Here is a 24,832-nt window from a genome sequence, read left to right as displayed (position 1 = left end):
ACCATCGCCTGTGGCCCGCGGGTTCCTTCCTCGGGGACTTTCGTACGCCTGCCGGCGCCCGAAACTCTTCACGGAAGCTGACGGGCTGCTTCGAGGCACGAATTAGCTACAGAGCAGACCTTCAGGCACCCTGCGTGCATCATCTTGAAGTAAGCCGTTGCTGTCGCTGGTTTTCCGGCACGACGGCTTTTCGGAATAGCGGCAATGGACAGCGCGCACTGGCAACCGCCGGAATAGGACTCAGCCATCACGCCCCCTCATCGCCCATGAGGTGGTATCGTGATCGGGGTGCTGGTTGTTACTCTCCTTGATCGCCGCGGCCCAGTCGGTTCCGTTGTTTTCGGTCGCACCGGTATTTTCTATGCCCGTGATCGTATCGAACCATGCCACCATGTTCTCGGTGCAGGTATTGGCAAGTGGCGGGAAGGCGTGCGGATCGTCAAGCGAACCAATCATCAGGTTTGTGCGACCGTTTTCGAGGTGGTGGAAGAACAATGGCGTGCCGCAATTGGCGCAGAAGCCGCGCTCGACAAGCTCCGAGCTCTTCCAGACGCTCGGCTTGCCGCGTGTCCAGGTGAGCGCCTCATCGGGCGCGGCGACGAGCGCGGCAAAGATGTTGCCCGAGGCTTTCTGGCACATGCGGCAATGGCAGAGATGCGAGTTGTCGAGCATAGCGCTTGCGTGGTAGCGCACGGCACCGCACTGGCAGCCGCCGCTCATCTCCATCTCGATGCGTTTCATTTTTTCTCCTCCTTCAAGAGGCGGGTTTGGGCTTAATCTCTTTTAGGTATTCGTCTTTGATAGTCCAGCCTCCCAAGAGCGGATCTAATTCTGGTGTTAGTGGGTGTGGTTTGTCAGCCCAAAAGAATGGACCCGATCACGCCTTCCCGACCGTCTGCCAATAACTTCCGCTTCAACCGCCGGTTAAGCGGTGGCCGAAGCTCGCAGAGACTGTTCAGTGGGTCCGCAGCCGCGAAGTTCCGGTGCGGGCGCTGGCGAAGTCCGCTTTTGGAAGTTGATCAACGTGGCTTTGACGTCCGATATTGCGGCGCGAAGCTGACGTTCGCGTCTTGAGAGATGATCATCATCATCGGCCTTCAGGTCAAAGCCGACGATCAGCTCACGGACGGTGTTGGTTGTCATTCGCCCCGGTCATCCCGCTAAGTACTTGTTTTCGTCCCGCACTAACCCGCCGCATTGCCTTCCGCTCGTCATCGCTCAATAGTCGGGCCGATGTTGCAGACGATTGCGAGTCACTGGTCGACGCTTATTCTCGCCCTGTCCCTGGCGATGGCGGCCGTGGGCATCGTCCATGCCATCATGACGAAGGAGGACGTGCGCGCCGCCACCGGCTGGGTCGGCGTGATGCTCTTGTCGCCCTTCCTCGGAGCGATCATTTACGCCATCGCCGGCATCAACCGCATCCGCCGCGCGACGATCAGCGCCATGCGGCCCGTCACCGGCGAGGCCGCCGAGGCCAGACACGACCGCGACGTCGCCTTGGAGGCGTTGATCGGCGCCCAGCACGGCGAGCGCTTCATAGGGCTGAAGACGCTCGGCGACAGGGTGACGCGGCGGCCGCTGACTTCGGGAAACACGATCGCCGTGCTCGAGACCGGCGACGAGGCCTATACGGCGATGTGCCGAGCCATCGACGGCGCGCAAAAAAGCGTGCTTCTCGAGACCTACATTTTCGACAATGACGCCGTCGGGCACATGTTCGTCCAGTCGCTTGCCGGCGCGGTCAAACGCGGCGTCACGGTGCGCGTGCTGATCGATGCCGTAGGCGTGCGCTATTCCGTGCCCAGCGTTCTCCATCAGCTCAAGGAAGCCGACGTCGCCGTCGACCTTTTCAACGGCAACATCGTCATGGGATTGAGACTTCCCTATGCGAACCTCAGAACCCACAGGAAGATCCTGGTCGTCGACGACATGGTGGCGTTCACCGGAGGTATGAACATCCGCAAGGGATTCTCGGCCGAATTCGCGGGCTCCGAGAGTTCCAGGGACACGCATTTCGAGGTCACCGGCCCGGTGGTGGCCGACCTGTTTTCGGTCGCCGCCGAGGATTGGCGCTTCGCCGGCAACGAGGCGCTGAAGGGCGACGTCTGGCAAGTCGAGCGAACCGCGCCGCCGCTCGGCCAGCCGATGCTGGTCAGAGCCGTGGCGACGGGGCCGGATGCCTCGAACGAAACCAACCACAAGCTGCTGATGGGTGCATTTTCGGTCGCCCGCAAGTCGATCCGCATCATGTCACCCTATTTCCTGCCGGACCGGGAGCTGATCAGCGCGTTGACCACCGCCGGCCGGCGCGGCGTCGAGATCGACATCGTCGTGCCGGCGGTGAACAACCTCTTCCTTGTCGACCATGCGATGACGGCGCAGTTCGACCAGGTGCTGAAGCATTATTGTCGCGTCTGGCGCCACGAAGGCCCGTTCGACCACTCCAAGTTGATGGCAATCGACGGCGTCTGGGCCTATGTCGGCTCGTCAAATCTCGATGCCCGCTCGCTGCGGCTGAACTTCGAGATCGACATGGAGATTCTGGATGCCACCTTCGCCGCCGAGATCGAGGCCCGTATCGGCGCCGCGATCGCATCGGCGCAAGAGGTGACGCTGCAAACGCTGAAGGCCCGGCCCTTCGTCATTCGTGTCTTCGACCGATTGCTGTGGCTGGGATCGCCCTATCTATAGACGAGGAAGACGAGCAGCAGACCCATGGAGAGAAACGGACGCAGCCTCCCCGAAACCGTGCTCCTGTCGATCCGCGGCAGAAAGATGCGGAAGGCGAAAGCGACGCCGCCCAAACGGGTCGGCGGCGCCGAGATGGTGGTCGCCTCCTACAACGTCCACAAATGCATCGGCACCGACCGCAAATTCGACCCCGAGCGGACCGCGCGCGTCATCCGCGAAATCAGCCCCGACGTGATCGCGCTGCAGGAGGCCGACAACCGCTTCGGCGACCGGGCCGGCCTGCTCGACCTCAACCGCCTCGAAATCGAAACCGGGCTGGTGCCGGTGCCGGTCAGCGGAAACGGCAAGGCGCATGGCTGGCGCGGCAACGTGCTTCTGTTCAAGCGCGGCACGGTGCGCGACGTTCACCAGATCAAGCTGCCTGGCCTGGAGCCGCGCGGGGCGCTGGTCGCCGAGATCGATCTCGACGAGAACCGGACGCTGCGCGTGATCGCTGCCCATCTCGGCCTGTTACGCCGCTCGCGTTCGGAACAGGCCCGGGTCGTGCTCGACATCATGAGCAGCTCGGATGAAAGGCCGACGCTGCTGCTTGGCGACCTCAACGAATGGCGGCTCGGCAACCGTTCGGCGCTGAACACGCTGCACACCACCTTCGGCCCCTCGCCGCCCGCGGTGCCCACCTTCCCGTCGGGCCTGCCGGTGCTGGCGCTCGACCGGATCATGGGCAACCGGCACGACATGGTCTCGGCGGTGGAGGCGCATGACACGCCGCTGTCGCGCGTCGCCTCCGATCATTTGCCGCTCACGGCCTACGTGCATCTGTAGCGAAGCTAAGCGCTGGCCGCTGGCGCCATTGGCGGCCCGACGATCTCGGCCTCATAGCGGGCACTCACACGCTTCAGAGCCTCGATGTCGGGCGGCGTCGCCGGCGGCAACCCTTCCGCCTCCGCCGGCCGTCCGCCGTCGATGAAAACGCCCTCGCCGCCGCCCGGCGTCAGCAGCGTCAACATCCGCGCCGGCTTGTTCCCCTCGACCACGAAGGTGTGGGGAACGTTTCTCGGCAGGAACACGAATGAGCCGGCAGTCGCCCGGAAAGTGCGATCGCCGCATTTCATCGTCAGTTCCCCCTCCAGCACGTAGAAGGACTCGTCCTCGCGGTGATGGACGTGGAGCGGCGGCGAGAACCCCGGCGCGATCAGGGATTCCAGCAGGCCAAAACCGCCTCCGGTGCTGGCCTCGGTGGCCTTCACCGTCATGCGGTTCCTCAAAAACCAGATCGCTTCCCCCTCCCCCGGGCCAAGGAAATGGGCGTCATCGGCGGTATGGGTGGAAATTGTCATGAAAGCCCCCTTTCAAGGTGTTTGCTGCTTTATTGCACTCTTGTGCAATTAGTGCACTTCGGTATACTCTACTTGCATGAATGTCAATCCACACCTCCGCACCGCCCAGAAAAGGCGCACTCGCAAGGCGATCGTCGACGCGGCGATCGCGCTGCTCGCGCGCGGCGAGACACCGACCGTCAACGACGTGGCCGCCGCTGCCGACGTCTCGCGACGAACGGTTTATCTCTATTTTCCGAGCTTCGATCAGCTGCTGCTCGATGCAACCGTCGGCGCGCTCAGCCAGGCGTCGGTCGACCGCGCCATCGAGCAAACGAGCGATGATGGGGAAGCGCGAGTGGAGCATCTCGTCCGCGCGCTGCATAACGTCAGTCCCGAAGTCGAGCGTCTCGGGCGTTCGCTGATCCGCCTGACCGTCGACGCGAATGGCGCTCCGGCCGAGGAAGGCGTGCCGCGCCGCGGCTATCGACGGATCGAATGGATCGAGCAGGCATTGTCGCCGCTACGGGACCGGCTGGACCCGGACCGCTGGACCCGGCTTGTACAGGCGCTGGCCATGGTGATCGGCTGGGAAGCACTGATCGTCCAGCGCGATGTCTGCGGCCTTGGCGCGACGGAGGGCGAGGCGCTTTCGGTATGGGCGGCGAATGCGCTGGTGAAAGCGGCGCTTGAGGATGAGCGCAATGCCGGCGCCCCGGCATCACGGGGCTAGGAACTTGGAAGACCGGCTCTCGACAGCATTTCGAGAAACCGGGCGTGATGCTCATCCTTCACATAGCGTGGCATGAAGCCGGGGCAGACATTGCCCAGGTTGAGATGTGGAAGCTGCGACAGGCAATGATGGACGGCGCGTGAGGCCTCTTCATTGTTCCCAGTCGCCGAAGCAGCGGCCGCCCAGTAAAGGGCGCCGCGGACGAAACCCGGCTTTGTCCTGACCACCCTGCGGGCGACTTCGAGCGCCCGGCGGTCGTCGCCGCCGGCGAACAGCGCGACCGCCAGGGCGTGATGGCGCCAGAAGTCGATGACGTCGTGCGTGCCGAGACGTATCGCTTCATTGGCCGAGCGCAGCGCTTCGCTCACCTGGCCGCGCAGGCCGTAAAGCTCGCCGAGATCACCGTGGCCACTCGGGTAGCTTGGGTTCAGGCTGACCGCGTGACGGCATTCGACAATTGCCTCGTCGACACGGCCGTCACACAAATAGGCAAAGGACAGGATGCAGCGGGCGATTTCATCGTCCGGCACGGCCCTGACCGAGTCTTCGGCCAGCCGGATCGCGTTGTCGACGTGCTCGCGCCTGCCGGGCAGCGCGCCGAATGCAAGCCCCATGGTCGTCGCGATGGAAAGTGTCCGCTTTGCCCGAGCATTTTCGGGCGCGATCGACAGCGCCTTCTCGGCCAGTTTCTTCGACTCCAACAGCGAGTCCCTGGTCATCTCGAAGTACTTCATCAGCGCTTCATTCACCAGCCAGCGCACTTCGGGGACGCCCGCGGGGCTCTTGTCGCGAACTTTCCAGTTGGTCAGCTGAAGCTCGAGGCTTACCGCCAGCACAACCGACTGCGCGATCCTGTCCTGGAATTCGAGCGCATTCTCCGAGTGGCCGTCGAATTTCTGGGCCCAGACATTGTGACCGCCGGCAGCGTCGACGAGTTGGACGTTCACCCGCAGTTCGTCCCCAGACCTCTGGATGCTGCCGCTGAGCGTGTAACGGGCCCGCGGAAGAGCCGACGCCTTGGATTCCTCGCCGTTCTTCTCAAGCGCTGAGAACCCCGAGAGAATGATGTAGTTGGCCACCTCGGAAAGGGCCGTGCTGATGTCATGCACGAGTCCCTTGGCGAAAAAGTCGTCGGCTCGCTCTCCCGTCAGGTTGACGAAGTCGGCGACACTGATGGATGGACGCCCGACGTGCTGAACGCCCGAAACACCGTTGACCAATTGCTGGCTCGATGAACCGTCGGCGGCAGAGATGGATTGCCAAAGCGCTCTTGTTTCCGGGCTGACATCGACGCCGAATTCCTTCTTCAGGATGCTTCTGCAGGCCTCGAACGTTCGCAGCGCCTTGTCTCGCTGGCCGCAGGCGACGAGCAACTCCATCTTCAGCCGATAGGATTCCTCCCGCGTCGGTTCCATGGACAGAATTCGATCGGCCACCGCCAGCCCGCTTTCAGCGTCCACGAGACGGGCGAGCTTCTCCAGCCATTCGAGCGCGCGGCTCAGCAGCCTTTCGCGTTCCAATGCCGCCCAATCGTCGAAAGCATTGCTCCCGAGGTAGAAGCCGTCGAGAAACGGCCCCGTGTAAAGTGCCAGGGTGGTTTCGAGCTCCGAAGCGGATCGGGCCGACAGGCCGGCTTCGAAATCCTCCACGTCAACCCGTACCGCGTTTGGCCTGATGCCAATCAGTTCCTTGTGGGAATGGATGATATCCATGCCCGCCCGCGACAGATCCCGGCGCAGGACGCTGAGCGTTTGCCGCAGGCTGTTGCGCGAGTGTTCGCTGTCGCTGTTGCTCCACAGCAGGTCGGCCAGCCGCTCGCGTGGCGCCGCCAGACCCGGACATCGAGCCAGATAGGCGAGGATTGCGGGACCTCGCTTTCCGGTCAGCCAGACTGGACCGCCAGCTTCCTTTTCAATCTGGAAACCGCCGAAGAGTGAGATCCTGCCGGCAGCGCCGCCTTCCCCGCTTTGCATTGCTTAACAGCTTTCAGAATGACGAAATTCTAACTCAAAACTAACGTTCCGGAAACTCCGCAGTCCGACTCCCAAAGCGCTGCCCTGACGATAGCTCAATTAGGCTTCGCTGAATTAGTGGAGACTGAACCTATCATGGTTCCGGCCCGCGGGGTGCGGCGCATGTCAAAGCTCACAGCCAATCTGCTGCTCCTGTTTGCCGCCGCGCTATGGGGTCCGCATTGAGATGGAGGGCAATATGGTCGAACGTCTTCATGGGAAATCGGGCCGCCAACCCGATACCGGGCCGGGGAAGCGCGCCCGTTCACTGCTAGGATCGGCGGCGTTAGTCGCCATGGCATTCTGGGACCCGCCCGCACATGCCGCCAACCTCGACCTCGCGGTCATGAACGTCGACGTCGCGATCGCATTCGCGGTCGATTTTTCGTCCTCGATCGACCCCAAGCTTGCCGATCTCCAGCGCGAAGGACATGCCGCGGCGCTCACCGCGCCCGAGATCATCAGCGCCATTTCCCAGAATTACATCGGCTGCATCGGGGTGACCTATTTCGAATGGTCAAGCCCCGGCTATACGCGGACCGTGCTGCCGTGGACCCGCATCTGCGGACTGGAAGACGCCAAGGCGGCCGCGTCGGTGATCAGCAAGAGCGGAGACACCGGCTATTTCCGTCGCGGCCGGGGAGGAACATCGGTTTCGGCGGCCATCGATGTCGGAAGCCTCCTGCTCGATCAGTTTCCGGGAAACGCGATGAAGAAAGTGATCGACATCTCTTCCAACGGCGAGAACAACGACGGGCTTCCCGTTCAACCCAGCAGAGTGAACGCCATTGCCAGGGGATACACGATCAATGCGATCGCCATTCCGTCGGCGGACGAGGACCCCGGGCAATCGCTGGCATCCTATTTTGCCCGCTCCGTCATCGGCGGCTCGCAGGCCTTCGTGATTTCGACATCGGGGCCGCGTGACTACATCACGGCGCTGCGCCGCAAGCTGGTGACGGAAGTCAGCATGAACGTCGACCGATACATTCCGGCGACAGAACCTCAATAGGCAGGCAGCGCCGCGCCTTTGACCAGAGCGCGGCGAGCGCCGCGGCAGGCCCGATGCGGATGCGGCGCCGCCGCCCTACCCTTCCCGCAGCCAGACCAGCATCTCGCCGGGATCGCGGTTGTCCCAGGCGAAATACGGAACAGCCTTGAGCTTCGTTTCCTCCGCGGCGGGCGGTTCGGAGCGGTAGAGATCGCTGCCCCAGTTTTCCGTCCCGGCCCGGCTGCCGATCGCCGAGAGCGTAACGATGCCGCCGAGAAGGTTCGGCTCGGAATGCGCTTCCAGCCTGGCCTCGCGCGGCAGCGCGATGCGGTGCAGCCCGCCGCCATTGTCGGTTTCCTCGACGCAGTAGATCAGCGGACCGCGCGCGAGCGCCACGCGGCCGATGTCCTGGCGCACATGCGGGTTGGCGAAAAGGCGCGCCATCGACATTTCGAGATCAAGCTCGACCCGATCGCCCTTTTGCCATTCGCGCCGGATCGCGGCGTAGCCGTCGCTGGTCGCCGCATCGAGATCGACCATCTTGCCGTTTACCCTGAGCGCCGAGTTGCGGCACCAGGCGGGGATGCGCAGGTAAAGCGTGAATTCTAGCGGCGCTTCCGGCCCGACCTCGATCGCGACGGCGCCGTCCCACGGATAGTTGCTGGTCTGGACGAGGGTGACCGGCCGGCCGCCGATTTCGAAGCGCGCGGTCGAGTCGCCGTAGAGATGGACTGCCAGCGCATCGTCGGCAAGGCCGTAGAAATAGCTGCCGATGGAAGCGACCATGCGGCCGATATTGGGCGGGCAGCAAGGGCAGCGGTGCCATTTCCAGCGATGATGGCCGCCGCGGCTCTCCAGCGGATTCTCGTAGAAGAACAGCGAACCGTCGAGCGACAGGCCCGAGATCGAGCCGTTGTAAAGCGCGCGTTCCATCATGTCGGCGTAGCGGGAGTTCGGACCCATGCCGAGCATGCGGCTTGCCCAGAACACCAGGCCGACCGAGGCGCAGGTCTCGGCATAGGCGGTTTCGTTGGGCAAATCATAGTCGCTGGTGAAACCCTCATTGTGCGCCGACGGCCCGAGGCCGCCGGTGACATAGAGGCTCTTGGTGGTCAGATCGTCCCACAGCCTGTCGAGCGCCGCGCGCAAGCTGTCGTCGCCGTATTCGGTGGCGATGTCGGCCATGCCGGAATAGAGATACATCGCCCTGACCGCGTGGCCGACGACCTTGTCCTGCTCGCGCACCGGTTTGTGCGATTGATTATACTCGTAGGTCTTGAAGTGATAGGCCTTCGGGTCGGCGCCGCGGGCGCGCGCCTCCTCGTCGAAATAATGCGGCTCAAGCCCGCGCTGGTCGATGAAGTACTTTGCCAGCTTCATATATTTTTCTTTGCCGGTGACGCGGGCGAGCTTGACCAGCGCCAGCTCGACCTCCTCATGGCCGCAATAGCCCTTTTTCTTGCCGGGCTCCGGGCCGAACATCGAGGCGATGTGGTCGGCGTAGCGGCTCATGATGTCGAGCAACTTGCGTTTTCCCGTGGCCTGAAAGTAAGCGACGGCGCCCTCGATCAGATGGCCGGCGCAATAGAGCTCGTGGCAGTCGCGCAGGTTGGTCCAGCGCAGACCGGGCTGGATGCGCTGGTACCAGCTTGAAAGGTAGCCGTCCTCCTGCTGCAGCTTGCCGTACATATCGATGACGGCGTCGATCTTCTTTTCGAGATCCGGATTGCGGCGCCGGTAGAGCGAATAGGCGGCGGTCTCGATGGTCTTGCCCCAGTCGGAATCCCAGAACATCTGCGTCGTCACCGTCGAGCCGGTGAAGCCCGGATGGGCCGCCTCGTCCGGCGACGGCGAATGAAAGGGAATGACGACGCCCGGCGACGGCCGGTCCGGATCGATCTGCTCCAGCATGCGCGCCTCGACGCAGCGCTCGTAGAGGATCTCGGCGGTCCGAGTAGCGACCGCGTCGACGCGATCGCCCCAGAAACCGCGGACATCGACCTGCGGCACTGGCAACGGCCGGAAGGCAAGCTTCGGCCTGGCAGTGTCGGTTGCGGCGGCGGGCTGCGATGCGGTCATAACGTCACTCCATTCGAATGCGGGAAATCATTTGACGGCCCCGGCCATGAGGCCGCGGATGTAGAAGCGCTGCAGCGCCAGGAAGAGGATCAGGCAGGGCACCATCATCACCGTGACGCCCGCCTGCACCGCGCCCCAGTCGATGGCGCCGAAGCGGCCGGACTGGAGCGCCGTCATCATCACCGGCAGGGTGAATTTGGACTGGTCGGTCATCAGCACCAGCGCCGCCAGGAACTCGTTCCAGGCGCCGAGGAAGGCGAAGAGCGCGATGGTGACCACACCCGGCCAGACAAGCGGCAGCATCACCTTGACCAGCATGGTGACATTGTTGGCGCCGTCCATGCGCGCCGCCTCCTCGATCTCGCGCGGCACCGCGTCGAAGGCGTTGCGCATCATGAAGATCGAGAAGGGAAGCTGCAGCGTGACGTAGACGCAGACCAGGCCCGTCAGCGTGTTGTGGAGACCCAGCCTCGTCAGCACCAGGAAGATCGGCGTCAGGATCGACTGGAACGGGATCATGATCGTCGACAGGATGAGGACGAAGAAGAAGTCCCGGAACGGAAAGCGGAAGCGCGAGAAGCCGTAGCCGGCGAGCACACTGACCAGAACAGACAAGATCACCGTCATCGCCGAGACATAGATGCTGTTCTGCGCCGAGGCCCAAAGCCCGTCGCCGAAGGTGTTGAGCGTCTGATAGTTCTCGACCGAGAAGCCGGTGGTCGGCCAGGGCGGCAGCGGCGGCTGGCGCGCCTCCTGCGCCGGCTTGAAGGTGGAGAGCACGGTCCACACGATCGGCGCCAGGAACAGCAGCGAGGCGATCATGCCGGTGGAATGCCTGGCGAGGCTGAAGGCCGCCTTCCGGTTCTGCGACATCGCCTCGGCCATCAGTCGAGCCCCTCGGGCTTGCGCAGCAGCCAGAGCTGGATGAGGCTGAGCGCCACCAGGATGACCAAGAGCACCATGGAGAGCGCGGCGCCGTAGCCGAGCTTGAAGGACACGAAGGACTGGTTGAAGATCCAGTAGACCGCCGTCAGCGTCTGGTTGCGCGGGCCGCCGCGCAGGATGATGTAGAACTGGTCGAAGGCGAGGATCGAGCCCGCGACCGACAGGATCAGCGCCAAGGCTAGCGTGCGGCGCATCAGCGGCAGGGTGATCGATCGGAACCTGGCGAACGGGCCGGCGCCATCGATGACGGCGGCCTCCTGCAAGTCCTGCGGGATCGACTGCAGGCCGGTCATCAGGATGATCATGGTGAAGCCCGCGACCTTCCAGACCACCATGGCGATGATCGACCAGAAGGCCGGCTGGAAGGTGGCGAGAAGATTGACCTTCCTCTCGGTCAGGCCAAGGTCGAAGGCGGCCGGGCTGAACAGGCCGGAATCGACATTCAAGAGCCACGACCAGAGCAGGCTCGCCGAGGCGAAGCCCACCACCGCCGGCATGAAGAAGGCGGCGCGGTAGAGATTGGTGAGCGGGCGCGGCCGTTCGATGAAGATCGCCAGCGGAAAGGCGACGGCGAAGATCGCGATGGTGACGATCACCGTGTAGTAAAAGGTGAATTTGAGCGCGTTCCAGAAGCGGGTGTCGCGCAGGATGGCGAAGTAATTGTCGAAGCCGACAAAGGCATGCTCGCCCATCAGCGGCCAGTTGTTGAGCGACATCCACGCCGTCATGCCGAGCGGGATGACGAAGAAGACGACGACGAAGGCAACGGCCGGCAGGACATAGAGCAGCCCCACCCATTGCCGGCGGCTGACACCGGCCCGTGTGCGGACGCGGGCGGGAACGGAGGTTGCTGTTATCGAAGCCATGCCGTGCTCATCCATTGGCGCTACGTTCCCCTCCCCCTTGAGGGGAGGGTCCGGCCGAAGGCCGGGGGTGGGGTCGCCCGCGACGCGCGCCGACGGGGAGATAGCGTCGAGCACTGCCGCGGCGACCCCACCCGGACCTTCGGTCCGACCTCCCCTCAAGGGGGAGGTTTTGGCTGGCGCTACTTGTTCGGCGCCTGGTCGATGATCGACTGCATGGTCTCCTGCGCATTCGAGATCGCGCCGTCGACATCGTCGCCGAACAAGACCTCGTTGACCATCTGCGTCCACGGGCCGTTGGCGGAGTTGATCAGGTCGTTGAACACCACCGTGTAGGGCGTGCGGCCCTTGGCCATCGCCTCGGCCGCCACCTGGTAGCGCGGATCGAGGTCTTTCAGCGCGTCCTTGGCGATGTCGCCGCGCACCGGCAGGCTGCCGTATTTGGCGAGGATGGTCTGGCCCTCCAGCGAATAGGCGAAGTCCAGGAACTCCTTCACCACGGCGATCTTCTTGGTGCCCTTGGTGACGACGAAATTGTCGCCGCCGGCAAAGGACGACCAGCCGCCATCCTTGCCCGGCAGGAAGGTGATGCCGTAGTCGATGTCGGGATATTGCGTGTTGAGCGCGCCGATGGCGAAGGCGCCCGACGGCGAGATGCCGATCTTGCCGCCGGCAAAGGCGGCGAAGAAGTTGGCGCCGGTGTCGGTCTGCGCGCCTTCAGGCACCAGCCCCTTCTTCACCATCGAGCGGTAGAGGTCGATCGCGCCGCGCAGCTGCGGGCTGTCCAGCGTCGCCTTGGAGCCGTCCTCGGCGAGGATGTCGCCGCCCGAGGCCCAGATCAGCGGCGTGAAGGTGAAGATGTTGCAGCCGCCGCAATTGCCGGAGAAGTAGAAGCCCTTGATGTCGCCGCCGAGCGCGTTGACCTTCTCAGCGTCGGCCTCGATCTCGGCCCAGTTCTTCGGCCCTTTCTCGGGGTCGAGTCCGGCCTGCTTGAACAGCTTCTTGTTCCAGATCAGCACCGAAGAATCGGCCGAGAACGGCAGGCCGTAGACGCGGCCCTTATAGGTGCCGGTCTTTACATGGGCCGGCGAGAGGCTGGAAAAATAGGGCAAGGATTTTGCCCAGTCGGTGATGTCCTCGAGCTGGCCGGCGGCGGCGAAGGACGGCGTGTAGATCAGGTCGAGCGACAGCGCGTCGGGCGCGGTGCCGCCGGCGGCGGCGGCGCCATATTTCGGGATGATCTCGGCGTTGGGAATGATATCGAGCTTGATCTGGTCCTTATGCGCCTTGTTGAAGGCATCGACGATGCGCGGCATGAAGTTCGAGCCGTCGGCGCGCACCCAGATGTTGGCAGTCTCGGCGGACGCCGCCTGCAGCCCGCCGCCGATCACGGCAGCGGCCAAAGCCAGCTTGGCAATCAAGGTTTTCACTTTATTCCTCCTCATGGTTCTCCTCCCGGTTTGGCCGTTGCGCGACGGCCGTTTCGTTTGCTGCCTCAACCGCCCGGCGGACGGCCGCATGACTGACGCACCACCAGCCGGCACGGCAGTTTCCTGATGCCCGGCGCGGCCGGCTGGCCGCCCACGAGCGAAAGCAGAGCGAGCCCGGCCTCGCGGCCGAGCGTCGAAAGGTTCATGTCGACAGAGGTGAGCGGCGGGCGCGTCGCCTCGGCCACGATCTCCCAATTGTCGAAGCCGATGACGCCGACATCGTCGGGCACGTGGATGCCGCGCTCGCGCAACGCATCGATGACGCCGCGCGCGATCTGGTCGTTGCCGCAGAAGACGGCGTCCGGCCAGCCTTCCCTGCCCGCCTTGCCGAACAGTTTTGCCACCGCCTCATGGCCCCAGCCTTCAGACCAGGCGCCCAGCAGCGGCTCGTTGATGGGCAAGCCGTTCTCTTCAAGCACGTCCCGGTAGGCCTGCGCCCGCGTATGCACCACCGCGAAGCTCGCCGGGCCGCTGACATGGGCGATGCGCCGGCGCCCGAGGCGCAGAAAGTGCTCGACCGCCAGCCGCGCGCCGCCGGCATCGTCGGAAACGAGGCCGACCGCGCCGGGGTCCGGCTGAGTGAAGGCATAGACCACAGGCACGCGCAGGTTGGAGAGGTCGACCGGCAGATGGCGGTCGATGCGTTTTCCCGTGGCGATGATGCCGTCGACGCGCTTGTCGAGCATGGCCTCGACATGCAGCTGGCCGAGCCGCGTGTCGTCCTCGACATTGCACAGGAACACCGACACGCCATTATCGACCAGCGCATCGGAGACTCCGGCCATCAGCGGCAGCGAGAAGCGGCCATAGGTATCGTTGGTGAGCAGGCCGACGGTAAAGCTCCGCTTACGAAGAAGGCTCTGCGCCAGGCTGTTCGGCCGGAAGCCAAGCAGCCGCGCCGTCTCGCGGATGCGCTCGCGCGTCTCGGCCGTCATCCGCCCCTGCCCGTTCAGCGCCTTCGAGGCCGTCGCCACGCTGACGCCGGCCGCCGCCGCCACCTCGCGCAGCGTGACCGGCGGCTTGGTGGAAACTGGCGCTGGCTCGGCGTCGGCGGACATGGGCGCGGCGGATTCCCTTAGCTGGGAAAAGGTTTTCCCTTGCTGCCCTGCGCGGTGATGACGGGTGAGGTCAGCGGACGCGAGGCGATTTGGGAAAAGGTTTTCTCAGAGGAGACTAGGGGAAGGTGGGGAGGTTGGCAAGTGGCAAGGACGAGCAGCTGCGGTTGGTCGTCGATGGCTAGCTCGCGCCAGCTGCAGACATCAGCTTGCTACCTGAGAACGGTCAAACAGTTAACTTCAAAGCGCGACAGCCGAAAGTTGTGGTATCAGAACGCGCTTCAGTATACTTGATTTCTGCTACGACCTACATGAGTGTTTTGATGTTTGAGATCAAGATTCCTACATCGGCTGGCGAATACAAAATCACCGCCAAACTCGGCGAGACGCTCGTCTTTCTCGGCCCTAACGGTTCAGGGAAGAGTCGCCTCGGAGTGATGGTAGAGAGCACTCAACTAGCTGTGCATAGAGTTGGCGCGCATCGAGCATTGGTGCTCAACACTAAGGTACAGCCTCCCAATTTCGAAGCTGCACTCAACAGATTGTCTCATGGTCACGAAGACCACCTAGGGAATAGAATGGTCTTCCGGTGGCAAAACAAGCCGGCGATCGCGTTGCTCTCAGATTTCGATCATGTCGTCGCGGCCCTCTACGCTGAAGAGAACGAAATTTCGGTTCAGCATCGACGAGCGCATTTAAAGGACTTAACGATCGCGCCGCCTCAGACCAAGTTGGATCGGCTCAAGGCAATTTGGGACTCCTTGCTACCCCATCGCGAGTTAGTCGTCCTTTCCGGCAACATAAAGGTCAAATCATTCGGATCGTCCAGCAACGATTACGATGCCGCCGACCTGAGCGACGGAGAGCGTGCGACATTCTACATGCTCGGTCAGGCTCTGCTCGCGAGAAAAAACACGATCATTGTAATTGACGAGCCCGAGCTTCACATCAACCGCTCGATCTTACCCAAACTCTGGGACGCTCTGGAGGCCGCCCGCTCGGACTGTGTCTTCGCTTATCTAACACATGATGTCGAGTTCGCGACCACGCGCACACTTGCACGCAAATTCGCGATCAACTCCTATGAGAACGGAACGCGGGGTGAGCAATGGGAGTTGGAGGAAATCCCGTCCGACACCGGCATCCCTGATGACATCACAACGCGAATAGTTGGAAGCAGGCTTCCTGTTCTTTTCACGGAGGGAGATGGGGGAAGTCTCGACGTCGCGATTTATCGGGCAGTATACAGAGACTTCACGGTCATCCCGATTGGCTCTTGCGACAGCGTGATTCATGCCGTCGCAAGTATGGAGCAGCAAAAGGCGTTCCATAGGCTGGGATGCGCCGGACTGATCGACGCCGACGGCCGTGACGATCAGTTGATCGCACATCTCAGAGCGAAAAATATCCATGCCCTGGCGGTCGCGGAAGTTGAAAACGTATTGTTGCTTCCATCGCCGTTCAAAGAGCTGGCGCGGCTCGCGCATTTTGATGACGCGGATGCAGAGAAGCGTTTGGACGAGCTAAAGCAAGTGGTCCTCAAACTGGCAGCCAGTGATGCTGAGAAATACGCGCTGTCCGCGACAAAGCGTAAAATCGACAGAAGCCTTAAGCGGGTCGGATTGAAAGCAAAGGACAGTACGGCACTTGTCACCGAATATGGCGCTGCCGTTGCAGCCGTAGACCCTGCAAAAATCTACGCCAAGCTACTCGCCGACTTTCAAGAACATGTCGCCAAGAGCGAGTATGAGAGGATTATCGCGCTCTACGACAACAAAGGGCTGTTAGATGTTGCCGCACAGACTTTAGGAATAAAGTCTCGCACCGCACTGCAGGACTTGGTCCTACGGACAATGAACACGGAAAAGGGTGGGACTTTGGTTGACGCCGTATCGACGCAGCTCCCTTCCATCGAGCCCAAACGTTCGATAGGCATTCTTGCCTATGGCTCGCTAATAGATGAGCCAGGTGCTGAATTGGAGAGCATCATAACGCGTAGAATGTCTGTCGGCATTTCTACACCCTTCCCGGTGGAGTTTGCGCGGTCGAGTATCTCCCGTGGCGGTGCCCCCACTCTCGTTCCGTTTGAACAGGGAGAACGTGTCAAAGGGGCGATCCTCGTGCTTCGAGACGATGTCACGCTTGCCCAAGGGCGCGACATGCTATGGCGGCGCGAAACGCGTAATGCGTCAGGCGCCTATTCCGCGCCAACCACGCCAAATGTGAACGATATCGTAATCAAAGAGTTGGAACAGTTTCACGGAGTCGGGAAAGTGCTCTATACGTCGATCGGCTCCAACATTGGCACGTTAACAGCGGAGCATCTCGCTGACCTTGCAATCCAAAGCGCTGAGGCGGTTTCGAGAGGTGAACTCGAAAGAGGCAGAGACGGCGTTACCTATCTGCACAATGCTATAACCGCCGGGATAGCGACGCGTCTGTCAGCAGAATACGCCGCTGCGATCCTTCGCAAGACCGGCACTGGAGATTTGGCTGCGGCAATAGGCAAGCTCGTTAGGCCCGAAAACGTACGCGAATCGGCTTAGGCGCAAGCAAGGTCGATCGAGGTCCATCTCACTGCTTAAAACAGTGCTCCCGATGCCACTGCAAGAACCGAGGATGCGGACGTTCAAACAATCGGCTCGGCGAGAGCGCGCGGCGCGTCTTGTTGATGAAACCGTGCACGCTGTCGAGGTCGTTGACTTGCCGCGAGATCAGGATTTCCAGATCGTCGGAGAGGCTGATCAACCCGCGATCGAACATCCAATGCGCGGTGCCGGACAGCGCGATGCCATTGTTGATGACATCGGGTCCGTTCGCCTCGACCGGTCGAATGTGGGCGGCGGAAACCTCGGCTCGGCCGCCGCCATTGATCAACTTCAACCCCGTGATCGCGCAGCGTTCGTCATAGGCGCGTAGGACGATGCGGCGAAATATTCGGTCCCGCACGATTCGCGATCCGATGTAGCTCACGCGGTCCCGGCTCTGCTCGAACTCGAAGGGCGCCTGCTCATCTTGAAAGCCGCCGCCGATTTCATCGACACGCGGCAGCACCACCTCATTCGCGTCGAAAGCCAGATCGAGGATTCGGTTGAAGTCGGCTGGACCAAGCGGGCGGACAGCAGATTGGGCGCGGCCTGATATTCTGCCAGCGTCATTGAGTAGACCTCGTTCGACCAGACCGTCGACCCCATTGAATGGAACAGGATTGAGGAAGTCGAGGTAGGTTCCGGGCTCAATCAGAGCGAGGTACATGTCGGGCGCTGCTGGGTCGGGAATGACCTGCTGGACCTTGGCCATGGCGAAATAGCCACGAGTATCGGATACCTTGCTGGGCTCGTAGTAGATGATCCAATCGCCGACACAGGCTTCGACACGGCGCAGATACTGGCGGGGGAACTGGTATTGCTCAGCGGGGCTGTCGTCATAGATCGAATCTGTACGGTGAATGAAAACCCCAAATGCCATGATCTTCTGCAATGCGTTGCTTGGAAATACGTCCAAGCTGATACAGCCCGATATTTGGAGCTTAGTCTAGCTAGCAGAAGTTTTTCCCCGGCCGGCTGGCCTACACCTTCCTAAAAAAAACCGACAAAATATTCGCGCCCGCTTCGCCGGGCTGCAGCCTGATGCCGACCTCGAAGCGGTTCAGCGTCACGCATTCGAAGCCGCTGTGCGCGAGGGGTGCCACAAGCGAGTCACGGTCGAAGTGGCGCAAGTGCTCGTTGGGGAGACGCCAGGTTCGGAACCGGCAGCAGACCACCTTGGGGGAACGTGGCATCCCGGTGCACAGTCCGATCTCGCCGCACTGCGGGTGAGACATCCTCAATTCGCAAGCGAATGGCCGCATTTGCCAATCCGGCCAAAGTGTCGAAAGTCCGACCCGCTGCCCCCTGTAGGTCTTGACGAAAATGCCCGCCTGTTTGAGACAGTGGGGCAATCGGGACATTTGCTCCTTGGGGAGATGAGCAAGCGGTGGGCAAGCTTTGAAGCGCGTTTTTCGATTGCTTGCCGCGGCGATCATGGCGTCCGGGGTGACCGGATGCACCAGCATTTCCTACTACGCGCAGTCGTTGGAGGGTCATGTGCAGATCATGGCCGCGCGCAGGAATGTCGGGAAGCTGATCAATGATCCTTCGACGCCAAAGCCATTGCGCGCCAAGTTGACGTCGGCGAGCGCCATACGCCGCTTTGCCACGGATGACCTGGCGCTACCCGACAACAGCAGCTACCACAGCTATGTCGACATCGGCCGGGACGCTGTGACTTACGCCGTTTTTGCTGCGCCGCAATTCTCGCTCGCCCCGGTAACATGGTGCTTTCCGGTCTTCGGTTGCGTTCCTTACCGGGGTTACTTTTCCCGGAAATCCGCTGCCGAAAGCGCTGCCGAACTGCAGCGACAGGGGCTGGACGTTTATGTCTCGGGCGTCACGGCATATTCCACACTGGGCTGGTCCAGCGACCCGCTGCTCAGCACCATGCTGCGTCAGGACGACACCTATCTCGCAAGCCTCGTTTTTCATGAGCTGGCGCATCAGAAAATCTATGTGAATGGCGACTCCGCATTCAACGAGGCCTTCGCGGTTGCCGTCGAAACCACCGGCGTCAGGAAATGGCTCCGCGCCACCGGCAACCGCGCCGGATTGCGCCGCTACGAAACCAATCGCAAGCGCAGCGCCGATTTTCTCGGACTGATATCGAAAACCCGGGACGAGTTGAGGCAGGTCTACGGAAGTCCCCGCAACCCGCAGCAGATGGCGGCTGCCAAGGCAGCCACAATCGACAGGCTGCGGATGCGTTACCGGCAATTGCGCGACAAGCGCTGGGCCGGGTACCGGGGATACGACGCCTGGTTCGATGCCCCGATCAACAACGCGAAGCTCGCCGCGACTGCCGTCTACGGCGAACAGGTGCCAGCTTTTCTTCGCTTGTTCGACTTGTGCTCCGGCGATTATCCGAGGTTCTACGCTTCTGTTCGACGGATCGCGGATTTGCACAACCGTGCCGAGGCGCTTAAGGCTGCGGCTACGTGTGATTGATTTGAACAAGCACCAGTCCTTAAAGACTTCAAGCGCGTCGCCTGAATCCGTTTCGGCGCGACGCGCTTTAAGCTCCAGGCAAGCAGCAAAATGGCCCGCCGGTCGCTCCGGCGGGCTTTTTCGTTTGTCGGGAAACCGACGACGTATGCGTCCTATGGTGCGACCCTGACCGATGGAGAGCACCATGAGAGACGTTATCGTCACCGAGTTCATCAGCGTCGACGGCATCGCCGAGGTCGAGAAGCTGCCGGGCGTGAGTTGGAACGACGAGATGAACGCGTTCAAGGAGGATGAGCTTGCCGACAGCGGCGCCATGCTTCTCGGCCGCACGACCTACGAGATCTTTGCCGGCTCATGGCCCTCCGAAACCGGCGACTTCGCCGACCGCTTCAACGCGCTGCCGAAATATGTCGCCTCGACGAGCCTGAAGGCGCTCGACTGGCAGCCGGCGGAATTGCTTGCGAGCTCCCTGCCCGAAGCGGTCGCCGGGCTGAAGCGGACAAGCGGCGGCAACATCTATGTCCACGGCAGCTTGAGCATTGCCCGGCAATTGCTCAGCCACGGCCTCGTCGACCGCCTGAGGCTGCTCGTCTATCCCGGCGCCGTCGGCCAGGGCAAGCCGCTGTTCCCGTCCGACAGGCAGCTTGCGCTGGAGCTGGTCTCGGCCGTGCCGTTCAGCAACGGCGTGGTGGCGCTGGAGTACAGGCCGGCAGCGCCGAGGAGCTGACACGGAAACTTCGGTCTGGGAGTATACGGCTACTTCTGCCGGAACGCGGTATGCAGCGACGCCGTCAACGGCCCGAGGATATAGTCCAGCGCGGTGCGCTCCTCGGTCACGATCATGACGGACGCCGGCATGCCGGGATAGAGCTGGATCTGCGGTGCGGCGGCGAGTTCCTGCCGATCCACCGCAATGTCGGCGACATAATAGGGAAAGCCGGTCTTGGCATCGGTGACGCGGTCCGCGGAGATGCGGGCAACGCGGCCGTGGATGACCGGCGTCGTGCGCTGCTTGTAGGAGGTGAAGCGGATTTCGGCCGTCATGTCGGCGCGCAGGCTGGATATGTCCTCGACCTTGACCTGCGCCTGGACGATCAGCGAATTCCTGGTCGGCACGATGTCGAGAATGGTCTGGCCGGGTGCGACGACCGCTCCGGTCGAGAAGACGGTGAGATCCATCACCTGGCCGTCATAGGGCGCTCGCACCTCGGCGCGATCGACAGTAGCCTGTGCTGCGAACATCTTCGGCACCAGGTCGGCGAGGTTCGACTGGGTGTCGATCAGCATGGCCGAAAGCTTTGCGCGGCGCTCGTTGGCGAGTTGCGCGATCTGGCTCTGGAGCTCGGCCTTGCTCTGGCGGTTCCCCGCGATCTCGCCCAGAGCCTGGTCGATCAGGCCCTGCAGGTCGGAGGCGGAGCGGTCGAGCTCCAGAATACGAGGCTTCGTCGTCAGGCCGGCTTTCAGCAGCTTGTTGAGGCCTGCCTTTTCGTCGACCGTCGACTTGAGCTGCGCACGGAAAGATTCGACGCGCGCCTGCTTGCCATCGATCTGCTCGTCGAGCTCGGCGATGCGCTTCTGCAGGATCTGCCTGGCGCCGGCCATCGAGGCGCGTTGGCTCTCGAGGTCGGCAATCTGGTTGGCCATCGCATCCTGCAGATAGGCCTGGTGCTCGGCGGTGATATCCTTCGGAAAGGCGACGTCCTCATGGCCGTCGAGCTCGGCGCGGATGCGGGCATCGGTGGCGCGCAGCAGCGCATATTGCTGGGAGTAGAGGTTGAACTCGGAGCGGGCGCGGGTGTCGTCGAGCACGACCAGCACATCGCCCGCCTTGACGAGGTCGCCGTCCTTGACCCGGATTTCCTTCACCGTGCCGCCATCGAAATGCTGGACGCTCTTGCGGTTGCCCTCGACCTTCACCACCGCGTCTGCAAGCACCGCCCCGTTGAGCGGCGCCATCGCCGCCCAGCCGCCGAACACGCCGAAGAAGGCGAAAATGATAAGCAGGCCGACCCAAATCGGTCCTCGTATCGAATCCGGGTTGATGCCCGCGTCTTCAGCGCCGGTGAGGTTGCGATAGGTGGCGGCGATGTCGGTCATTGGGTTGCCACCGCCATCGGCGCCGCGCGCTGGTTGAGCAGCGCCACGATCTCGTTTTTCATGCCGAAGGCCTCGAGGGCGCCGTCCCGCAGGAGCAGGATCTTGTCGACATTGGCCAACGTCGAGGGCCGGTGCGAGACGATGATCACCGTGCTGCCGCGGCGCTTGAGCTCCAGCGCGCACTCGGCCAGTGCGCGATCGCCATCGGCATCGAGGTTTGAGCTCGGCTCGTCGAGCACGATGAGGTTCGGCATGCCGAACACTGCGCGGGCAAGCGCGATGCGCTGCCGGTAGCCGCCGGACAGCACCGCGCCGCCCTCGCCGATCTGCGTCTCATAACCCTGCGGCAGGCGGATGATCATCTCATGCACGCCGGCGAGGCGTGCCGCCTCGATCACCTCGCGGTCGACATCGGTCTTGAAGCGGCCGATATTGGCGGCCACCGTGTCGGAAAACAGCTCGATGTCCTGCGGCAGATAGCCGATATGGTCGCCGAGCGCCTCCCGTCCCCATTGCGTGAGTTCGGCGCCATCCAGCCTGACCGTGCCCCGGCTCGGCTGCATGATGCCCGCGAGATGACGCGCGAGCGTGGACTTGCCGGCGCCGGAAGGACCGACGATGCCGAGCGCCTCGCCTGCTTCCAGCCGGAACGAGACGTCGCGCAGCAGCACCTTCTGCAGGCTGGGAATGGCGAAGCTGAGCTGCTCGACGGCGATCTTGCCGGTGGGCTTCGGCAGGTTGAACGAGCGTTCGCCCTGCGCGCCGCCGTCCAGCAGCTTCTCGACCCTGCCAAAAGCGGCCCGCGCCAGGATCAGGCTGCGCCAGAGGCCGACGATCTGCTCGACCGGCTGCAGCCCCCTGCCCAGCAACAGGCTGGCCGCGAACATCGAACCGCCGGTGATCTGCCGCTCGATGACCAGATAGGCGCCGAGACCGAGGATCAGCGACTGCATGGTCAGCCGCAGAAAGCGGATCAGCCCGGACATCACCGCGGCGCGGTCGCTCGCCTGCCCCTGCTGCCGGAGCGCGAGGCCACGGTCGCGCCCCCAGCGGCGGACGAGGCCGTCGATCATGCCCATGGCGCGGATGACCTCCGCGTTCCTCAGGCTCATCTCGGTGAAATTGTAGTTGGCCGTCGCCAGGTCGTTGGCCCGCTTCAGCGGCGCGCGCACAATGTATTCGTTGAGCACCGCCATGGCGATGAGAAGCAGCGATGAGCCGAGCGCGAAGAAGCCGAGCCAGGGATGCAGGAGGAAGATGATTCCGATGTAGATCGGTGACCACGGCAGGTCGAACAGAGCGTGAATGCCGCTGCCGGTGATCACCTGCCGGAACGTGTCGAAATCGCGGATCGGCTGGCTTTGCGCGGCGCCCTGCGACGGCGTCTCGACGGAGGCCGCCAGGATCCTGGCCGAAAGCAGCCGGTCGAGCCGTGCGCTGGCGCGCGTCAGGATCGCGGCACGCACCAGGTCGAGCCCGGCCAGCGCCAGGAAAGCGGCGAGCAGCACCAGGGTCAGCATCACCAGCGTCGTCTCGCTGCCGCTGGTGACCACCCGGTCGTAGATCTGCAGCATGTAGAGCGGGGACGCGAGATAGAGCAGGTTGATCGCCAGGCTGAACGCCGCCGCAAACAGGAAATAGCGGCGGCAGGCGCGAAGCGCTTCCCTGACGATTTTGGATTTCTTGTCGAAATTCACGTACCCAGCGGAGAACCGCCCCCCTGTCCAAACCGCTTGCCCGGAAGCGATCCTACTCCCTATCCCTCAACCGGCCACGCGATCCGCCCGTAAACCTGCTGTAAACCTTAATTCGTAACCTCGAATCGTCGATTTTCGGCAGACGAGGTGAGCCGCGCATGGCTACGGCTCACCTCCTTCGTCACAGCACGAAGTCGCTCGCCGTCAGTCCGAGATTGACGCCGGTCAGCGTGATCTGGAAGTCGGCCGTCGTATTGCCGGTCACATCGACATGGACGATCGTGTTGCCGCCGCTTTCGGACCAGGTGATGCTGTTGGCGACGGTGGCCGCATTCTGTCCGCCGAACAGGAAAGCCTGGTCTCCGCCGCTGCCCGTATTGGCATCTATGGATGACAGGTCGATCTTGTCGACGCCATGCACGAAGTCGGTGATGGTGTCGTTTGAGGCACTTGCCGGCGAATCCGAGACCGCAGAGCCATAGTTGAAAATGTCGGATCCAATGCCGCCGGTGAGCGTGTCGATCCCGGCTCCGCCTGTCAGCGTGTCGTTGCCGTCGCCGCCCACGAGTGTGTCATTGTCACCGCCGCCCACGAGCGTATCGTTGCCGGTACCGCCGACAACAAGGTCATTGCCGCTTCCGCCATTAATCGTGCTGTCATCGCCACCGTTTCCGAAGAGAAGATCGTTGCCGTTCCCCCCGGTTAGGGCCTGACCCGCCGAAGTAGAGGCGATCACATCATCGGTGCCGCCGCCCGACAAGGTCGTTTGCAGTCTGTAGGAAGACGAGCTCAGCGCATATCCATACACGGTGCCGCCATTTGTGAATTGTATGCTCTCGACGTTGCCGCTTCCGACATAATGATCGCGGATGGTAATTTCGGTGGCTCCAACATCGATAACAAGATCGTTGGACACCCTCTCGAAATTAAGCGTTCCGATCGACGTGCTGTCCAACGGTGCGGTGGTCACGATTTGGATGCTGTCACCGCCACTGCCGGCGTCCGAGATGATGTCATGACCATCAGCCAGTCCGAACTGGTAGGTGTCGTTGCCGCTTCCACCGAGGAGAATATCGTTGCCGGCCCCGCCGACGAGCGTCGCTCCGCCGGTCGCGCTGACAAGGATGTCGTTGCCCGAGGTTCCGTCGAGCGTGCCGACGTTATCCTGAGTGATGGTCACCAGGGCTGGCGCACCAGCGCTCGTTCCATCGGTAGCCGTGTAGGTGAATGTCCCACCCATGGGCGCAGTGTCGGCAAAGGTTACGGTGCCGTTTGCACCGGTACCAGCTGAATGAGAGACGGTGCCGCCCGTAGCGGAACCTACTCCTGAGACATCGATTGCCGAGGCGGGATCGTTGGCAATCAACGCCCATTCCGGGATGATGACGGCGCTTCCCGACGCCAGGTTGGTGATGACATTGTCACCAACTGCGGCCGGACCGTCGCTGGTGCCGAGGATGTCGATGGCGATCGAGGTGTGCGTGCCGTCGGCACTGACCACGTCGAAGTTCTCGGTATAGTGCTGGCCGGCGACGAACTCGTCATGCGCCGAGGACGCCGTGTAGGTCCAGGCGCCGTTGGCATCGATCGAGAAGGCGCCGTAGTTCCCCGCGACATTGGTCTGGACGACGAAGTGCGGATCGCTGTCGACATCAGAAATCGACAGCGTGCCGCTGGTCGAGATGTCGGCGGCCGTGTTGCCCTCGGTCAGATTGACTGAGGCGGAGGACAGCACCGCGGCGTCATTGGTGCCGGTGATGGCGAAGTTGACCGCGGTGCTCGCCGTGCCGGTGCTGCCGTCCTTGACATAGACGGTGA

General features: G+C 62.6%; 21 protein-coding genes. 7 read left to right on the top strand and 14 right to left on the bottom strand.

The features are described from left to right. Positions 1-240 precede the first annotated feature (240 nt). Entirely contained in the window at positions 241-741 is a 501-nt protein-coding gene (locus RFN30_RS31200) for a GFA family protein (RefSeq protein ID WP_320265828.1), read from the bottom strand. A gap of 183 nt (positions 742-924) precedes the next feature. Beyond that, a complete protein-coding gene (locus RFN30_RS31195; protein WP_320265827.1) occupies positions 925-1,143 on the bottom strand; it encodes a hypothetical protein in 219 nt (72 codons plus the stop codon). Positions 1,144-1,233: 90 nt separating this feature from the next. Between RFN30_RS31195 and RFN30_RS31190 the strand changes: the two genes are divergently transcribed. Then, positions 1,234-2,694, top strand: a complete 1,461-nt coding sequence (locus tag RFN30_RS31190; protein ID WP_320265826.1) for a phospholipase D-like domain-containing protein — start codon at positions 1,234-1,236, stop codon at positions 2,692-2,694. A 24-nt stretch (positions 2,695-2,718) separates the two neighbouring features. Further along, positions 2,719-3,519, top strand: coding sequence for an endonuclease/exonuclease/phosphatase family protein (locus RFN30_RS31185; RefSeq protein WP_320265825.1), 801 nt, complete (start codon positions 2,719-2,721; stop codon positions 3,517-3,519). A gap of 5 nt (positions 3,520-3,524) precedes the next feature. On the opposite strand, the gene RFN30_RS31180 is transcribed toward RFN30_RS31185, so the two are convergent. Beyond that, positions 3,525-4,034 carry a quercetin 2,3-dioxygenase gene (locus RFN30_RS31180; protein ID WP_320265824.1) on the bottom strand — a complete coding sequence of 170 codons (510 nt, stop codon included), beginning with the start codon at positions 4,032-4,034 and terminating at the stop codon, positions 3,525-3,527. Positions 4,035-4,110: 76 nt separating this feature from the next. Here RFN30_RS31180 and RFN30_RS31175 point away from each other — a divergent pair, with 76 nt between their 5' ends. Next, positions 4,111-4,746 carry a TetR/AcrR family transcriptional regulator gene (locus RFN30_RS31175; RefSeq protein WP_320265823.1) on the top strand — a complete coding sequence of 212 codons (636 nt, stop codon included), beginning with the start codon at positions 4,111-4,113 and terminating at the stop codon, positions 4,744-4,746. On the opposite strand, the gene RFN30_RS31170 is transcribed toward RFN30_RS31175, so the two are convergent. Continuing rightward, entirely contained in the window at positions 4,743-6,719 is a 1,977-nt protein-coding gene (locus tag RFN30_RS31170) for a BTAD domain-containing putative transcriptional regulator (RefSeq protein WP_320265822.1), read from the bottom strand. The two genes, RFN30_RS31175 and RFN30_RS31170, sit on opposite strands and share 4 nt — an antisense overlap. 334 nt (positions 6,720-7,053) lie before the next feature. Here RFN30_RS31170 and RFN30_RS31165 point away from each other — a divergent pair, with 334 nt between their 5' ends. Beyond that, complete coding sequence (locus RFN30_RS31165; RefSeq protein ID WP_320265830.1) at positions 7,054-7,770, top strand: DUF1194 domain-containing protein; 717 nt, start codon at positions 7,054-7,056, stop codon at positions 7,768-7,770. A 75-nt stretch (positions 7,771-7,845) separates the two neighbouring features. Here the strand turns inward: RFN30_RS31165 and RFN30_RS31160 are convergent, their stop codons facing one another. The 5 genes from RFN30_RS31160 to RFN30_RS31140 form a co-directional block, all read right to left on the bottom strand. Next, positions 7,846-9,828 carry a glycoside hydrolase family 127 protein gene (locus RFN30_RS31160; RefSeq protein ID WP_320265821.1) on the bottom strand — a complete coding sequence of 661 codons (1,983 nt, stop codon included), beginning with the start codon at positions 9,826-9,828 and terminating at the stop codon, positions 7,846-7,848. 27 nt (positions 9,829-9,855) lie between these two features. Then, the gene (locus RFN30_RS31155) at positions 9,856-10,713 is read right to left on the bottom strand and encodes a carbohydrate ABC transporter permease (protein ID WP_320265820.1); all 858 of its coding nucleotides are present in this window, start codon (positions 10,711-10,713) and stop codon (positions 9,856-9,858) included. Next, the gene (locus RFN30_RS31150) at positions 10,713-11,639 is read right to left on the bottom strand and encodes a carbohydrate ABC transporter permease (protein ID WP_320265819.1); all 927 of its coding nucleotides are present in this window, start codon (positions 11,637-11,639) and stop codon (positions 10,713-10,715) included. The genes RFN30_RS31155 and RFN30_RS31150 overlap by 1 nt, the downstream gene beginning before the upstream one ends. Before the next feature lie 179 nt (positions 11,640-11,818). Continuing rightward, positions 11,819-13,066, bottom strand: coding sequence for an ABC transporter substrate-binding protein (locus tag RFN30_RS31145; protein ID WP_320265818.1), 1,248 nt, complete (start codon positions 13,064-13,066; stop codon positions 11,819-11,821). Positions 13,067-13,131: 65 nt separating this feature from the next. After that, on the bottom strand, positions 13,132-14,184 hold the full coding sequence (locus RFN30_RS31140) for a LacI family DNA-binding transcriptional regulator (RefSeq protein WP_320265817.1): 1,053 nt from the start codon (positions 14,182-14,184) through the stop codon (positions 13,132-13,134). A gap of 320 nt (positions 14,185-14,504) precedes the next feature. Between RFN30_RS31140 and RFN30_RS31135 the strand changes: the two genes are divergently transcribed. Beyond that, the gene (locus tag RFN30_RS31135) at positions 14,505-16,727 is read left to right on the top strand and encodes a DUF4435 domain-containing protein (RefSeq protein ID WP_320265816.1); all 2,223 of its coding nucleotides are present in this window, start codon (positions 14,505-14,507) and stop codon (positions 16,725-16,727) included. Between the two features lie 28 nt (positions 16,728-16,755). On the opposite strand, the gene RFN30_RS31130 is transcribed toward RFN30_RS31135, so the two are convergent. Beyond that, positions 16,756-17,649 (bottom strand): HNH endonuclease, encoded by an 894-nt coding sequence (locus tag RFN30_RS31130; protein ID WP_320265829.1) that lies wholly within the window; start codon positions 17,647-17,649, stop codon positions 16,756-16,758. 100 nt (positions 17,650-17,749) lie between these two features. Beyond that, positions 17,750-18,229 (bottom strand): hypothetical protein, encoded by a 480-nt coding sequence (locus tag RFN30_RS31125; RefSeq protein ID WP_320265815.1) that lies wholly within the window; start codon positions 18,227-18,229, stop codon positions 17,750-17,752. Between RFN30_RS31125 and RFN30_RS31120 the strand changes: the two genes are divergently transcribed. Both RFN30_RS31120 and RFN30_RS31115 read left to right on the top strand, forming a co-directional pair. Beyond that, positions 18,204-19,220, top strand: a complete 1,017-nt coding sequence (locus tag RFN30_RS31120; RefSeq protein WP_320265814.1) for an aminopeptidase — start codon at positions 18,204-18,206, stop codon at positions 19,218-19,220. The genes RFN30_RS31125 and RFN30_RS31120 overlap by 26 nt on opposite strands. Positions 19,221-19,404: 184 nt before the next feature. Then, complete coding sequence (locus tag RFN30_RS31115; protein ID WP_320265813.1) at positions 19,405-19,947, top strand: dihydrofolate reductase family protein; 543 nt, start codon at positions 19,405-19,407, stop codon at positions 19,945-19,947. A 29-nt stretch (positions 19,948-19,976) separates the two neighbouring features. Here the strand turns inward: RFN30_RS31115 and RFN30_RS31110 are convergent, their stop codons facing one another. From RFN30_RS31110 to RFN30_RS31100, 3 genes are all read right to left on the bottom strand, one after another. Then, complete coding sequence (locus RFN30_RS31110) at positions 19,977-21,317, bottom strand: HlyD family type I secretion periplasmic adaptor subunit (RefSeq protein ID WP_320265812.1); 1,341 nt, start codon at positions 21,315-21,317, stop codon at positions 19,977-19,979. Next, a complete protein-coding gene (locus RFN30_RS31105; RefSeq protein WP_320265811.1) occupies positions 21,314-23,014 on the bottom strand; it encodes a type I secretion system permease/ATPase in 1,701 nt (566 codons plus the stop codon). The genes RFN30_RS31110 and RFN30_RS31105 overlap by 4 nt, the downstream gene beginning before the upstream one ends. A gap of 181 nt (positions 23,015-23,195) precedes the next feature. Beyond that, positions 23,196-24,832 (bottom strand): VCBS domain-containing protein (locus RFN30_RS31100; RefSeq protein ID WP_320265810.1); only part of this gene is annotated, 1,637 nt, incomplete at its 5' end.

The sequence above is a fragment of the Mesorhizobium dulcispinae genome, from assembly GCF_033977345.1.
GTDB lineage: Bacteria > Pseudomonadota > Alphaproteobacteria > Rhizobiales > Rhizobiaceae > Mesorhizobium > Mesorhizobium dulcispinae.
This window is presented reverse-complemented; position numbering and strand designations above follow the sequence as displayed.